Below are 15,655 nucleotides of genomic sequence, written 5' to 3' on the forward strand. Positions count from 1 at the left end.
CCGCTGTCTGTTGGCGGCGGTTTGCATATTTGCAGGACTTAGTGCAGGACTTAGTGCAGGACTTAGTGCAGGACTTAGTGCAGGACTTAAACCCTTGTCTTGTAAAGGGTTTGCAGGACTTGCAGGACTTAATTGGGTAACTTCCTTTACTTCTAGTTTTTCCTGTTTTTCCTGACCTACACTTTTTGTTTTTTCGGTGTTTTCACTTTCTGCCAAAATGTTTGGGGATAAGTCCTGCAAGTCCTGCAAACCTATACTCTGTATGAGCGGAAGTCCTGCACTAAGTCCTGCAGAAGTGCTGCAAGTGCTGTCAGAAGTCCTGCAAAGCGGTGCTAGTTGTTGGGAATAGGTGAGGTGGTAGTCATTTTTACCCCTCAACCTTAAACCGACAAAAGTGACGTGCCGGCCACTCCGATCGCGAACGACTGGCAGGTGCAGTTCGGCGCAAAGTTTCTCTAGACCCGGCGAAAAAGTTGTCAGGCTCATCGCAGGTTTTTTAATTTCCTCACAAAAATCTTTATAACTGTCAAACAGGTCGCCCGCACGGATTGATGTTCCATCCTCGACAATTAGCTCCATCTCAAAGAAAGCGGCCAAGCTGTCCATCCGTACCTTCATATCCCATTCAGCAGCCTTGAAATCTGCAATCTCAGCGTCGCCGATACCCTGAATCGCCTGCTTCACTTCACTACTGGGGAGTGAAAGTGCGATCGCGATTAACGAGGCAATCTCACCGTCAAATGTGGCTTCCATCTCGGAGTTTCGCAGGTGTTTGGGGATGGCATTTTCAAAATTAACCAGACACAAGCGCCGCTCTAGCCCGGTAGTGTTTCCCATGAAGATAGGATCACAGATAAGCAGTAGTCCGTAAAAATGGGAGTTTGCCGCTGGCTGGTACACTTCCCGATAGTTGACGTTATCCCCACCAGTTAGTCGGAGAATGCTGTCAACACCCACGGGCTTACGTTCATCGCCAAAAACTACTAATTGCTTGTCAATGATGCTAGCTAAGGTTGATCCGTCTTTCAGGCTGTCGAGGTTGCAAGGTTGGCTATTGCCCTTACCTACGATTTTTTCCATTAACCGGGCGCAAGTACCCTTACCGGAACCCGGAACCCCTATAAAGTGAACAAACTGCTGATATCCGTAAAAGCTAAACCGGAGGCAACTGTTGATGATTGCCAGTAGCTTGAATATTTTCTTGGCATCACCCTGCATCGCCGTCTGAAAGAATTGGTTAATATTAGGGCAATTTACCTTTAGTGCTTCCAGCGGTGCGCTTAAATCGCCTGTTAGTGGCTGGTAGGGAAAGGGTAAATAGGAAGTAAATCCCATGCCGGGTGAGTGTGGCAAGGTTTCAAGGGTATCGCCGTCAAGTACGCAGTTCTCAAAATTGACGTATCGGGACTTATCCCACGTCTGCCAGTAAACTTCTCGCAGGTAGCACTTAAGCATCTCTACAACGTTGTTAACGTACTCAATCCCGCTGTAGTTGATGCCCTTTGCATCCAGCGTAGTAACAATCAGGCTTTTAAACGGGCCCGGTTTTATCTTTTCCCAACACTTGCCAGTCCATCCCCGCCATGTTTGCTGTTGTTCATGGTATTTCCAATGAGGGCGATACTCTTCAGCCAACTCTGCCGCAATTTCGCGGGGTGTCGGTGGTTTTTTGCCTTTGACTAGCGAACGGGTATCGCCTCTGTCATGCGATTCGATAGCGCTATCAGCTTTTATCAGAATTGCCCTGAAAGCTTCAATCCCCTTGTTGTTGATAAAATCATCCATCCCTTTACCGTCCTCTGATGCCCATTTACCCGTGACTGATAGTACCTCGCAGCCATAGGCTTTCAGGAATTTAGCGAGCTTTGTTTCTGCACGGCGAACATTCTTTATGGTTTCCACGTTCTCAGGTGGATCGGAATCATAAGAGATGATAAAGTTAAAACCCGCTTCAGCTAATCGTTTCAATGCCGGGACTAAATCGGGTTCACCTTTTGCTTTTGGGGTTAATCCCATATCTATCCCCATTAGTGCTACCGTTGGAATGCCGTGCATACAGCCTGTAATCGCTTTTATGCAGCCTTCAGTGATGAGTAGATAAGGTTTGCCGTTAATGGTGAAGCATCGGGCTTTAAGAGCCTCTAAATCAGTCCAGTACGCTTCGATTTCTGGATGATTGGCAAGGAAAGCGTCATATTCACCTTTAGGGGTGCGGTATTTTGGAAGCTTTCCGTCCTTTGATGGCCACGGCGCAAGGGGCCGCAGTTGCAGTTGTTCGATGTTATCAGAGTAGAAAACTATGCAGGGTGATTTTGCCTCATATCCCAGTAATACCGTGGCTTTCGGGATATCCGCGCTCCCACAATTTGCGTATATCCAATCAAGGGGAAGTTTGCGCTCACTTCTTAAATAGTCTTTGTCAGCGGCACTAAGTAAAGATTCGTTGCGGGTAGTAGCAACAGTTTGAGAAATTGATGATACACTATCCATAGCGGTTGTTCCTTTTGTAAGGGTGGATAACCGCTATCCCTGGTGTTAGTGAGTTGAGGCAATAGCCGTGATATACCCTTCCGGCAAGGGGACTTTCTAGAAAATTGCTAGAAAAAGTCTAGGAAATAAGTTAAGGTTCTGATCAAGGTTTATTGAGTTTCTTGCCTGTCTCTTCACGGAGATAGCGGGAACTTTTTTTTTGCCTGCGGGTGCAGGCGGGCAAATTCTGCTGTTGGAATTATAACCTACAGCCAGATGGCAAATATCCCACAAATAATTGCTATACAACGCTATACTTCTTCTCGAACCCCTATAGGTCTAGGAATATTTTCTCGTATATTAAAGTCTATACAAAGCGAGAAAAATTTATACTGAATCTCACAAATATTTATACACAAGACGCATTTTCCTTACTTTGTATAACAGGCGCTTAAGTAAGTAAGTCCTTTTCCAGTCATAGCCGCCAATAATAGCCGCCCGTGATAGGCGGCCGTGATAAAAAATGAAGGCAAAAAGAAAAGCTAGAGTCACATCATCTGCATAGTGTGATTCTAGCTTTTTACTTTCCGTGCCTACCGATCGCAGCTTAAAACTCAATCAACAAGTCATTAAGTTCCAGTCGCGTGGGGGGGAACTGACCCCCACGTTCGTAGTGGGTAAGTAGTCGCTTCCAAGTGATGCCACTATCCAAATCCCCAAAGTGTTTGGCGTACAGGTATATCCCCCGTTCCCGTGCCTCCCGCTTCATTACCTCTCTGTCTTTCGGAGCCAGCCGCTCTTTGACACTTCGAGAATGTTGGCTCATCCGAACCTCGGTACTCAGGGGTGCATATACCGGGTCGGCGGCTTGACTGATAATGCTGAGTGTCAGTAGCACATTCTGCGTGGCTGGCATAAAGCAAGCTAGCTTAAGTACGGCCCGTGGGGGCAATAGGTAATTGGTGGATGGTCTACCTATCCAGCACAGACCCAGGGCTTCCTCGCTATCTACCGAAAAAATTTCTGGACACTGAATCATGCCATCCCCCTTTAATTCTCCCCCAAAGTAGCGGATAAGCTTGTCTGTAGTGCGGGGTGTCGCACCATACAGGCTATCGCACTGTTCGGGTAGTAGCACGGGGGCCTGGTAGTAATCAAGCCATTTAACATCTTTAACCATCCACAGGCTCAAAAATGCTTCGTTGTGGTCGATGCCATCAAATACACTTTCGCGATACCACTGAAGGGAAAGCGGCTTGTCCCAGGTGTAAGTTAAGAAGTACGATCGCGGGGTATGTGGAGCGGAGTGTTGTGACATAATAATATTCTCAATTGTTTACCCAATTGAGAAAACAGCAGTCATCGGGGTGCAACCCGGTGGCTGTGTTGCTTTCTCTATTTATGACGATCGCACCAAAAGTCACTTTAAGTCAACCCTTAAAATCAGCCATATTCAATCTATTTTTACTCTTAGCCGCCTAAGTTAGGCGGCTAACATCAGAAATACACACAGATACTAGCAAGTACTCTCACTCACATCATGCACATAACTCGATTGAAGGTTTCCGGTTGCCGTGCCGTGCGATCGTACTGCCAAAAAAAACCGCCCAATAAAAAACCGCCCAATAAAAAACCGCCCTTTTTAGGGGGCGGTCGGTACTGGGTGAGTGAATAGGGTAGGGGTTAGACTTCTACTATCACATCTGCTTCACTCAATCCCAAGTAATGCCTGAGAATCACGTCAACACTGTTGCCGCAAGAAGTAGCTATTAGTAACAGTGCATTATTGTTGTGCTTGTTAGCGTGCGCTGTAAGGGTTATGTAAGTATGTCGGGTATGATATTGGGCTAGATACCCTGAAATCTTACCTTCTTCCACTAATTGAGTAACTATACCAGGATAGTGGTATTCAGTTACAGTCCCATCTCCCGAAACATTGTTTAATGTATAGCCTAGCCACCTTTTACCGATACTAGACTGGCTGTGATATTTCCCGCGCTTGCTAGGAAAAACTATCTCACTTGAACTTTCACTTTTTAGTTTTAGCAATAGCTCTCTCAATCGAGAAGTATTGCTAAAATAGAAAAACCTTGCCTCACCTGTCTTAGTCTCTTTTACTTTCTGTGTTGACTTGCCTAGTGACTTGCTAAATCGAATTAGATTTTTTTCTAAATCGATATCTTTCCAAATAAGGGGAATTGCTTCGGAAGTTCTACACCCAGTTAAAAAGTAAAATTCAATTAAGGGTGCATAAACTCTGTCACTTGCTTTGTCAGATTCATAAAAAGCCTTGATAATGATGTCACGCTCTTCTCTAGTAAAAGCACGTCTATCATTCTCAAGCTCTTTTTCGTCTAAGACTTCATGCCATTGTTTTTCCTCCCCGTTTACTATTTTAGGTGCATACTTTTGTTGTGTTGTAACATCGGGTACACTGAACTTGTCAAGTGTAAAAGGGTTTTCAGTAGTTACGTTAACCAGCATCCCTTTAGTTTTACAAAAATCAAATGCTCGATTCAGTTGACTTAGGAGATATTGTTTTGCGTAAATCTTTATCTCTTCAATTGTGATTGTGATTTTAACTTTATCGCTTAAAGAAACAGTTGACAAATCACGATCAGACTGTACGTAGCTATTGTTTTTTCTGTCCCATACTTTACCGTGTATTGCATTAGATAGCGTAGTGAACGCCTCTTTAAACGTCGTTTCCTCTACAACGGTTTTTTTCCATTCAAGGTACGCTTCCCACATCTCCCCTACAGTAATTTCGGGTTCAGGCTGTTTAGTACCTGGTAGTTGCAGCACGTCAGCCAACTTGGCGTATTTACCGCCCCCTAAGCCGTACTTGACAAGTGTCGGATCAAATAACTTGTCCCACTCAGGATGGTCAAGGTCGGATTCCATTGCTATTGCTAGCTGGGTAGCTCGTTTCCAATCTTCTGGGTTGTCAGCACTAAAGCCGTACTTAGTCAGGTACAGGTAGTTAGGCTTACCCTTGAGTGATTTACCCTTTAACTGTTCCCACAACGGTGTGTGACGCTTAGGGAACGCTAACCGCAAAGAATTGCCGTCAGCAGTAACGCTTACATCACAAGACTGTTGAGGACGTTTGTCGCTTCTCATGGTTGTTTCTCCTGAAACTATTGATTTATCAAGGTTCTGTGTTTTCTAGACGGATTCTAGATTCCTGCACTTGTGTGTTTGTTTTTTGTTAGCCGCCTAAGTTAGCCGCCTAACATTTAGAATAGCATCGAACTTTATTCGACAACACTTATCTTTCGGAGAATAAATGAAGGCAACATTCACAAGAATTGAGCCATCTTTTTTGCCTGTAGAGTAAATTTGCCACGTACCTGTGGGAACCTGCCGCAGATACGGTTTATTTTTCCTTAGCCGATCGTAGATTGAGCTTTTTGAGCATTTGGTATATTCGGCGGCACGTTCAACAGTGCAGCCCATTTCCACCAAAACTGCGATCGGCTGGGTGAACAGATTGAGCTGTTCGCTGTTATAATTAGTCATGAGAAATCCTCGGTCTATATAGACCATAAACAACATGAGAGTCCTACTGGTTGCACCCAGTGGCTCCCGAAAACTGATAAGCGATCGAAAGCGTCTCTAGTTACAGCTAGGGGCGCTTGTTTGCTTGTTAAGGGCAGTCTAACACTGCTTTTAAAAATATACAATACAAATAACGTACATTTTTTAAATATATGGTAAATTAGACGTACTAACCTTAAAAGCCTTGTATAACAAGCATTTCATGGAAAACGGCTCGACCAGAATTTCTCGTTCCCAGTTACTATCCAGGGGGTTGACAGTATGAAAGGTACACTTGTCTCTCGCTTCACGCCCAGTCTGATGAAGCACGAAGATTTAGAGGAGATGTTGGTGCAGCGTCACGATTTGGCAAACGAGCTAGTCGAGTCAATCCGGTTGAGCATCCTCAAGCCGATCGAGCAGCATCACCTATTGATTGGGATGCGAGGTATTGGGAAGACGCACTTAGTCTCGCTAATGTATCACCGCGTTTCCAAAATGGAGGATTTGCGGGAAAAAGTGCTGATTGCTTGGTTGCGGGAGGAAGAGTGGGGCGTCACGTCGTTTCTCGATTTGCTCCTGCGAATTTTGCGATCGCTCCAATCAGAATATCCGGCTGAATACAAGGCTGAATTGTTCGATCGGGTAGAATCGCTTTACGGTGAATCGCCCGATAGCGCTCAACAGACAGCAGCAGAATTGCTGAAAGATTTTGCGGGCGATCGCACTCTCCTTTTACTTGTAGAAAATCTGGATGACTTGTTTGAAGGGTTGGCCGACAGCGGGCAGCAGCAATTCCGAGACTATTTAGAAAGTTATCCTTTCTGTACGATTTTCGCCACCTCTCAGCATTTATTCAAAGGAATCGACAATAAAAAAGCGCCATTCTACGAGTTTTTCAATCGCCACTATTTAGAAAAGCTGAAGTTAGATCAAGTTGTCGGGTTATTGAAAAATATCGCTCAATTAGAGGACAACAAAGAACTAGAGTTATTCATAGAAACGCCAACGGGACGTTCTCGAATTGAAGCAATCCATCACTTGGCTGGCGGCAACCACCGCGTTTATATGATTTTTGCGGAATTTCTGACTCGCGACTCGCTGGATCGACTGGTAAAACCGTTTTTGCAAACCCTAGATGAATTGACGCCCTACTATCAGGCCCGGATGGCGTGGCTTTCGCCGCAGCAAAGAAAGATAGTTGAATTTTTGTGCGATCGGCGCGGGGCTGTGATGGTTAAAGAGATTGCCCAACGCTGTTTTATGACGCATCAGACAGCATCCAGCCAACTCAAACAACTGTCGGGAATGGGTTATGTGACGAGCGAGTCGATCGGGCGCGAGTCGTATTATGAACTTCAAGAAGTGCTGATGCGCTTTTGCATGGATGTGAAGAAGCATCGGGGCGAGCCGATTAGTTTAATTGTGGATTTTTTGCGTTTGTGGTACACGCAAGAAGAGCTGAAACAGCGATTGGATCGCTTGGGAGTTGGATTTGCTGCGATCGGGAAAGAGCTAGTTGATAATAGCTCGGAAAAAAGTTATTTGAAGTATCAGCTAAATCGGGAAACACTACCGCCTAATGCTGTCATCGAGCTAGAATATCTGCTGCGTGCCCTTCAGGCAAGGGAAACAGATGATTGTGAAGACTCTCGCGTGGCAGCTTGCGTGCGGGAAATTAAAAATTGCAGAGAGAAGAAAGACCATGTTTCGGCTTTGAATCTAGCAAATAAACTGGTAGGAATTCGCGGTAAGGCAGGGGACTGGTTAGAAAAAGCCCGTTGCTTGCAGAATCTCGAACGCTACGATGAAGCATTAGAATCCTTTGATAGGGCGATAGAGCTTGACCCTAACGATTTGTCAGCTTTGGTTTTACGAGGCAATTTACTCTACAACCTCAAACGCTACGATGATGCTTTAGCATCTTTCGATCGGGCGCTTGAATTAGAGGCTAATTATCAATCTATTTGGGCTTTACGAAGCTATGTACTCGATAATCTCCAACGCTATGATGAAGCTTTAGCATCCTTTGAGCGGGCAATCGAACAGGGTGCCAATTATGAGGAGATGTGGCTTATACGAGGCAATGTACTCAACAACCTCAAACGCTACGATGAAGCCTTAGAATCTTTTGATAGGGTAATCGAACTTGATGCCAATTATAAGTTAGCTTGGCGTATCCGAAGCAATGTACTCAACAATCTCAAACGCTACGATGAAGCCTTAGAATCCGTTGATAGGGTAATCACGATTGACCCCAATGATCAGTCGGCTTGGCTTTTACGAGGCAATGTACTCAACAACCTCAAACGCTATGATGAAGCTTTAGAAGCTTACGACAAAACTATCGAAAGTGACCATAATAATCATTGGTATTGGGGTATCCGAGGCGATGTACTCAACAACCTCAAACGCTATGATGAAGCTTTAGAAGCTTACGACAAAGCGATCGAACTTGATGCCAATTATCAGTTGGTTTGGTTTCTTCGAGGTCTTTTACTCGATACACTCAAACGTTATGAAGAAGCCTTAGTATCTTACGATCGGGCGATCGAACTTGGCGAAAATGATCGGGATGTTTGGGTTTTACGAGCCCTTGTACTCAAGAGCCTCAAACGCTATGATGAAGCATTAGTATCTTACGATCGAGCGATCGAACTTGGCGATCGATATTCATATGTCTTCTTCCATCGCGCCATTGTCATTCTCGGATTAAATCGGTGGGATGAAGGCATCGCCGCCTTAGACGACGCATTCCAACGCATTGAATCAGACGAGGAAGTTAGTTCTGAAGATGCCAATTTAATTACCCGCAACCTATTCGCAAACACGCACCAGCCGATAACTAAACCTCGCATCATCAGCCTAATTGCAGTTTACGAAAAACACGAATATCTCTCAATCTTAGGAAATGGAATTGTGCGAAACATCCCCGCGCTAATGTCAGAAATGGTAAGCGACAAAGCCGCACGCACTTGGTTAGAATTGTGGCAAGAACTAACCAGCAACTACGAACAATTCCAAATTCCCATCCGCCTGCTGAATGCGGCAGTCCGCTATAAGGAAACCAAGGGCGACAGACGAGTTTTGCTAGAACTTGCCATTGAAGAACGCAATTTATTAGAACCATTGGTGTCAAGAAAACCAGAATAAGTAAAACAGGACTTACGCACTCCGACCAAGAAACCGGGTTTTTTACCTAATCTGCCGATTGCAACGAAGTCTTTTCGTGAAAAACCCGGTTTCTGGGCCCCCTGGGTAAGTCCTATAAAATCGATCTAAAATAGAAATTGATGATACTAGCAAAGGACTCATCCCCATGACCGCAACAATTCCAACTAAAACCTCAGCAGAAATCATCTACCCAGACAGCGACGGCAAACCCATGTCAGACAATACCAAACAGTTTGAACTAATTGTCACCATTCAAGGCGGAATAGATGCCTTATACAAAGACAACGAAAATGTCTTTGTAGCAGGTGATTTGCTGTGGTATCCCGTGGAAGGAGATAACAAAACTCGCCAAGCACCTGATACGATGGTAGTGTTTGGCAGGCCGAAAGGTTACAGAGGTTCCTACCAACAGTGGCTTGAAGATAATATCGCCCCGCAAGTGGTCTTTGAAATCCTCTCGCCGGGAAATCGAATCGGAGCACTGTTTAAGCTGTTTAATTTCTACCAGGATTATGGAGTCGAAGAATATTATGTCTACAGTCCAGAGGATAATGAATTAATTGGTTGGCTGCGTTCTGATGGAAAACTCAACTATATTGAATTAATGGATGGTTGGGTGAGTCCGCGTTTGCAGATCCGTTTTCAAACTGCATCGGGAGACTTGGAAATTTATCGGCCTGATGGACAGAAGTTTTTGTCTTATGTGGAGTTGTCAAGACAACAGGAATCAGCACAGCGACAAATGGAACTAACACAGCAACAAATGGAACAAGAACGGCAAGATAAAGAGTTAGCACAGCAAAAAGCCGATCGCCTATCCGAGAAATTGCGAGAAATGGGCATCAATCCCGACGAAATTTGAACAAAAAAGACCGGGCGGTTAAAACCGGGTTATTTTCTTCCGTCCGCAGGGGCGGACATCGTTTGTATAGGCGCGATTTCAATCGCCGTCTTATCTTTGTTTGTATAGATGCGATTTCAATCGCCGTGATTTCTATTTTTTATTTTCAATCCTCAGACAACCTATAATAACTTGACATATCAGCAACCAACTATGCAAAATCCCCGCCAAATAGCCTTTCTCGCACTCCGCGAAGTCCACCGCCGCGGTGCATTCGCAGATGCCGCACTCGATCGCGCTTTCAGCAATTCTCAACTCAACGACCTCGATCGGCGTTTAGTGACAGAATTAGTTTACGGTAGCGTCAGGAGAATGCGATCGATCGACTTCATCATCGACAAACTAGCAACAAAGAAATCCTCCCAACAACCGCCAGAACTCCGCACCATCCTACATATAGGGTTATATCAACTCGAATATCTCAACCAGATTCCCCCATCCGCCGCCGTCAACACCACCGTTCAACTAGCAAAAGAAAACGGATTTTCAGGACTCAGCAGTTTTGTCAACGGTTTGTTGCGCCAATACATCCGTTTAACAGATAACAACTTAAACCCATTAACAGTTACGAATTATAAATCAACCGTCGAACGCCTAGGAATTCTGCACAGCTTCCCCGAATGGCTGGTAAAATTGTGGATCGAACAAATAGGCGAAACCGAAACCGAACAACTCTGTGAATGGTTCAACCAATCCCCCACAATTGACCTGAGAATCAATCCCTTAAAAAGCTCGATCGCCGAAATCGAAGCTGCCTTCAAATCCCACAACATCTCAACTAGCAGAATCCCTCACTTGCCCCAAGCATTAAGACTAAATGGCAGCATCGGCGCAATTCAAAACCTCCCCGGATACAGCGAAGGTTGGTGGACAATCCAAGACAGCAGCGCTCAATTAGTCACCCATTTACTAGCGCCCCAGCCAGGGGAAACTATCATCGACGCCTGCGCCGCGCCGGGGGGAAAAACCACCCACAGCGCCGAATTAATGCAGGATACAGGCACAATTTATGCCTGCGACAAAACCGCCAGCAGACTCAAAAAACTTAAAGAAAATGCAGACAGACTCCAGATGAAATCCATTAAAATTCATACCGGAGACAGCCGCCATTTCCCAGAGTTTGTTAACCTCGCAGACAGAGTTTTACTAGACGCACCTTGTTCCGGCCTCGGAACCCTCCACCGCCGCGCCGACGCCCGCTGGCATCACACGCCCGAAAACATTCAACAACAATCTCAACTGCAATCGGAATTGTTAGCAAATGCAGCGACATTTGTCAAATCCGGCGGCGTATTAGTTTATGCAACTTGCACAATTCATCCCTTGGAAAATGAAACAGTTATTCGATCGTTCTTAGACAACAATCCTCACTGGCAAATAGAACCGCCAACAATTGATTTACCCGTACAGCCATCACCCGAAGGATGGGTGAAAGTGTGGCCGCACAGACATCACATGGACGGCTTTTTTATGGTGAGGCTAAAGCAATTGAAAAACGAGTAAAGTCCTTACTGCAAACCGATAGTTTAATAAGCCGGTTCTTGATAAGCTGGCTCTTCATAAGCCGGCTCTTGATAAGCTGGCTCTTCATAAGCCGGTTCTTGATAAGCCGGCTCTTGCGGTGGGTAATACTTCGGTTCAGGATTAGGATTGTACGGTACGATCGCACCATCCTCATTCACAATCATCCCCCGAATAATCCTCTTAGGCTCCACCGGTTTGGGCTTAATACTGCGTTTGCGACCCTCCAACTCCGGCAACTTCGGAAACTTCTCAACCGGCATTCCCTTAACAGCTTGACTCATAAAATCGCGCCAATTATAGGCCGCCGTACCGCTAGTTCCCCAGGTGGGATAATTGTCATCATTCCCTAGCCACACCCCAGTCACAACTTGTGGAATGTAACCAATAAACCACAAATCCCTGACATTTTCCGAAGTACCGGTTTTGCCCGCTACAGCGCGATCGTTTAAAGCCGCAGGCCCCCCCGTACCGTCTTGCACCACACCCTCCAACATCCAAGTAGTAATCGCAGCACTATCCTTATCCAAAACCCGCTTCGGTTTAAAATTAGCCTGATAAATCACATCTCCCCGCTGATTAATCACCCGCTTAATTCCGTGGGCTTCAATAAAATTCCCTTGCGTGGCTAAAGTACCGTAAGCATTGGTTAACTCCAGCAAATTAACCTCCGAAGAACCCAAAGCCAGGGAATAAATCGGACTCAATTTCGACTTAATTCCCATATCGTTGGCTAATTTTATCGCCGGTTCAAACCCCACATCCATCAACACCTTCACAGCTACGACATTCACCGAACTCGTCAAAGCATCAGAGATCGATCGCCAACCGCTAAATTTTTTGCCATAATTATTCGGTTGATAGCCGTCGATAATAATTGGTTCGTCTTCGTAACTGTCATAGGGAGAAAAACCAGCCGCCATCGCCGCTGCGTAAACCAACCCTTTAAACGTCGATCCGGGCTGCCGCAAAGCCTGCGTAGCACGGTTAAATTCACTTTCCTTAAAATTTCCACCTCCTACCAGGGCCTTAACTTCCCCAGTCTTAGTGTCCATAGAAACTAAAGCGGCCTGTTCAAAACCCTGACGGCGGCCATCAACTTCGATCGCATTTTTAACAACCTGTTCCGCTATTTTCTGCCACTTCAAATCCACCGTCGTCTCGACAGTCAAACCGCCAGCTTCCAAAGCATCCTGAGAAACATAGCGCGGCAATTCCTTCCGAATGTAACTAGCAAAATAAGGTGCGACTACTTTAAATCGCTTCGGCGGACTTGGTTTAACCGCCATAGGTTCCGCCATTGCCTCCTTCGCCTGAACCTCTGTAATTACCTTCGCTTCCTGCATTTGTTGCAGCACAAGATTGCGGCGTTTCTTAGCAATATCGGGATTAACCAAAGGCGAATATTCGCTCGGTGCCGGAGGCAAACCCGCCAAAGTTGCCATCTCTGCCAAAGTTAATTTATCGACACTTTTGCTAAAGAAAACCAAAGCTGCATCTGCCACTCCGTAGGCATCCGAACCCAAATAAACCAGATTTAAATATCTTTCTAAAACTTGCTCTTTACTCAACTCCCGCTCTATTTTCTGGGCTAAAAGAGCTTCCCGAACCTTCCGCCTAATACTTCTTTCCTGATTGAGAAAAACAACGCGAGCCAATTGTTGGGTAATTGTACTGCCGCCCTGCACTAAATCTCTTGCTATCAAATTAGAAACAATCGATCGCACAATACCTTGATAATCCACCCCGCGATGTTGGTAAAAACGGCGGTCTTCTATGGCAATAAAAGCTTTAACCAACAGTTCGGGAATTTCTTGAAGTTTGAGTTTATCTCTAGTTGCAGGCCCCGACTGCAACAAAATCGTCTTATCGGCCGCCTTAATTGTCAGTGTCCCGTCGCGGTTAAAGGCCGACAAATCGTTAACATCCGGCAAACCTTTGTCTAAGGTGTACAAAATCCATAAACCGTAGATTAAAGCGCCCCCGCCTATACTGGCCACACCTAAACTTATCCAAAATCTAGGGCGACGGGAGATCCGTTTTTTAGGATTTTCCTGCGGTGCGCTATTTTCCTGCGGTGCGCTAATTTCCTGTAGTTCCGTATGTCTCTGCAGTTCGGTGTTCGGCGGTGCGCTATTTTCCCGCAATTGGCTACTATCCGATTTTTTGGGTGATTTAGTTCCCAGCAAACTTAATCCCGGCCGCAACAATTCTTTTCCCTTGGTTTGCAAGCTGGTAACTTGAGGTTCAATTTCCAACCAAGCAATTAAGCGCCTCAACCCTTCCCACCTGCGGTTGACTATTGGATATCGAGCGTATTCTGGTTCTAAATATTCTGATTCTAAATATTCGGATTCTAATTCAGACTCTTCTAGAGGTGCAGCATCTTCTGATACCACATACTCCGATCTTTGGGCCGTTGTCCCTGTATAAAATTCCGCCTCCGATTCCGGCGAGTTGAGCTTATTGCCCTTCGCAGCCTTCGGCGGTTCTCGATCGGAATTACCGCTTATTGCGTTAGTGACTTTGCTCAATGTATCTTTGATATTTGAGAAAAATTCTGCCACGTTCAGACCTTCAAACCTCATCAAGTCCGATTAAAAATTAAAAATTAAAAAAGCTAGCTTTCTTAAATTCTTAATTTTTAATTCGACATTTTTTCTTGAATAACACGCTGCCTTGAATTAGATTTTTTGAATTAAAAAGTTTTTAATTCACAACTCAAAATTCAAAACTTTTCTTAACGCTGCAGAGTTTGGTATTTTTTTGAGTTGTGAATTACATTTTTTGAATTAAAAAAATTTAAACTCAAACCTCAAAACTCTGCTTAACTCGCATGACCCAGTGCCAAGGCTGCTACCAGCATACCCAAAACCAGGAAAGGCTGAGCACTTGCCTGATATTTAACATCATTTTCCAGGGGATTACGCAAAAAGTACATATCCTGAAAAGTAATTTGGGGAATTATCAGCAGCAGCAGAATGACAGCGTAAAGGTTTTGGTGGATGCTGATCAGGTAGCCTGCAATCCCAGCTTGAAAGATGTCGATCGTCAACACGCAAATCCAAGCTGCGGTGCTGATGCCAAACATCACTGGCAAAGATTTTAACCCTAATTGCCGATCGCCCTCAACACTTTTGAAATCATTGACGATCGCAATCCCCAGCCCTGCCAAACTGTAAAACAGGGTCAAAATCATAATCGTGGGATCTAGTGTACCAAACAAAGCTTGACCAGCCCACCAAGGCAGGGCAATGTAGCTAGCACCCAGGGCATAATTTCCCAACCAGCCATTCTGCTTGAGTTTCAGTGGGGGCGCAGAGTAGATATAAGCTAGAAACGCGCCGCCGAGAGTCAAAACAGTCATTATCGGGAATTCATGACCCGCCCACAAGTCTAGAGCATAAGCCACCCCAATGCCAGCGGCTAATAATACCAAAATTTGCGTTACTACTTGGGGAATCGAGATAATCCCGGAGGGAATCGGACGGTAGGGCTCGTTAATGGCGTCGATGTCGCGATCGTAAAAATCGTTCAAAGTTTGAGTGTACCCGGTCAGCAACGGCCCTGACATCAACATACAAGCTGCTGCGATCGAGAAATTCTCTAGGTTCCAAACATAGTTTCCAGAAGACGCCGCCCCGCACACCACGCCCCAAATGAGGGGAATCCAGGTAATCGGTTTCATCAGTTGCAAGCGAATCTTCCAGATGGAAGTTTCCCCGCTAGCGGCCCCTTTCATGCCCAACAGTTGCCGAGTTTTGGAACTGCGGTTTTCGGTAGCAGCACTTTCCGGTGCAGATTCTGGGGAGATTGGGGAGGGAGGAGAGTCAGACATAAGTGTGATGTTAGCGGTACTGCTACTATTGTGTCGTTCTGCGTTTCATTGACACTCTCCGGGCTAAAGCCACAGAGATTCTTTGATCTACGAGTCAATTTGCTGAGACAGGATTTCTGAGCGTCAAAGTAGAGATATTAAACTCAGCGAGACTGTCACCAGTCTCGCTGGTCTTCAAAACCGTGCATGAGACTTTCACCTCACACGGCTCC

9 protein-coding genes are annotated in these 15,655 nt (G+C 45.4%); 3 read left to right on the plus strand and 6 right to left on the minus strand.

The window, feature by feature from the left end; all coding sequences use genetic code 11:
* The 4 genes from QUB16_RS30520 to QUB16_RS30535 all read right to left on the minus strand — a co-directional run.
* The coding region (locus tag QUB16_RS30520) for a DUF3854 domain-containing protein (protein ID WP_333321937.1) at positions 1-2,490 on the minus strand (2,490 nt) is incomplete at its 3' end.
* 586 nt (positions 2,491-3,076) lie between these two features.
* Positions 3,077-3,787: a hypothetical protein gene (locus QUB16_RS30525; RefSeq protein ID WP_333321939.1), complete on the minus strand. Its 711-nt coding sequence runs from the start codon at positions 3,785-3,787 to the stop codon at positions 3,077-3,079.
* A 365-nt stretch (positions 3,788-4,152) separates the two neighbouring features.
* Positions 4,153-5,592 (minus strand): site-specific integrase, encoded by a 1,440-nt coding sequence (locus tag QUB16_RS30530; protein ID WP_333321940.1) that lies wholly within the window; start codon positions 5,590-5,592, stop codon positions 4,153-4,155.
* 96 nt (positions 5,593-5,688) lie between these two features.
* Positions 5,689-5,991 carry a hypothetical protein gene (locus QUB16_RS30535; protein ID WP_333321942.1) on the minus strand — a complete coding sequence of 101 codons (303 nt, stop codon included), beginning with the start codon at positions 5,989-5,991 and terminating at the stop codon, positions 5,689-5,691.
* A 300-nt stretch (positions 5,992-6,291) separates the two neighbouring features.
* Here QUB16_RS30535 and QUB16_RS30540 point away from each other — a divergent pair, with 300 nt between their 5' ends.
* From QUB16_RS30540 to QUB16_RS30550, 3 genes are all read left to right on the plus strand, one after another.
* Complete coding sequence (locus QUB16_RS30540) at positions 6,292-9,162, plus strand: tetratricopeptide repeat protein (protein ID WP_333321944.1); 2,871 nt, start codon at positions 6,292-6,294, stop codon at positions 9,160-9,162.
* 166 nt (positions 9,163-9,328) lie between these two features.
* Positions 9,329-10,045 (plus strand): Uma2 family endonuclease, encoded by a 717-nt coding sequence (locus QUB16_RS30545; protein WP_333253895.1) that lies wholly within the window; start codon positions 9,329-9,331, stop codon positions 10,043-10,045.
* A gap of 192 nt (positions 10,046-10,237) precedes the next feature.
* Complete coding sequence (locus QUB16_RS30550; RefSeq protein ID WP_333321946.1) at positions 10,238-11,587, plus strand: 16S rRNA (cytosine(967)-C(5))-methyltransferase; 1,350 nt, start codon at positions 10,238-10,240, stop codon at positions 11,585-11,587.
* 23 nt (positions 11,588-11,610) lie between these two features.
* On the opposite strand, the gene QUB16_RS30555 is transcribed toward QUB16_RS30550, so the two are convergent.
* Positions 11,611-14,193 carry a penicillin-binding protein 1A gene (locus QUB16_RS30555; RefSeq protein WP_333321947.1) on the minus strand — a complete coding sequence of 861 codons (2,583 nt, stop codon included), beginning with the start codon at positions 14,191-14,193 and terminating at the stop codon, positions 11,611-11,613.
* Positions 14,194-14,432: 239 nt separating this feature from the next.
* Entirely contained in the window at positions 14,433-15,443 is a 1,011-nt protein-coding gene (gene chlG, locus QUB16_RS30560) for a chlorophyll synthase ChlG (protein ID WP_333321949.1), read from the minus strand.
* Positions 15,444-15,655 lie beyond the last annotated feature (212 nt).

This window comes from Microcoleus sp. D3_18a_C4 (assembly GCF_036702415.1).
GTDB lineage: Bacteria > Cyanobacteriota > Cyanobacteriia > Cyanobacteriales > Microcoleaceae > Microcoleus.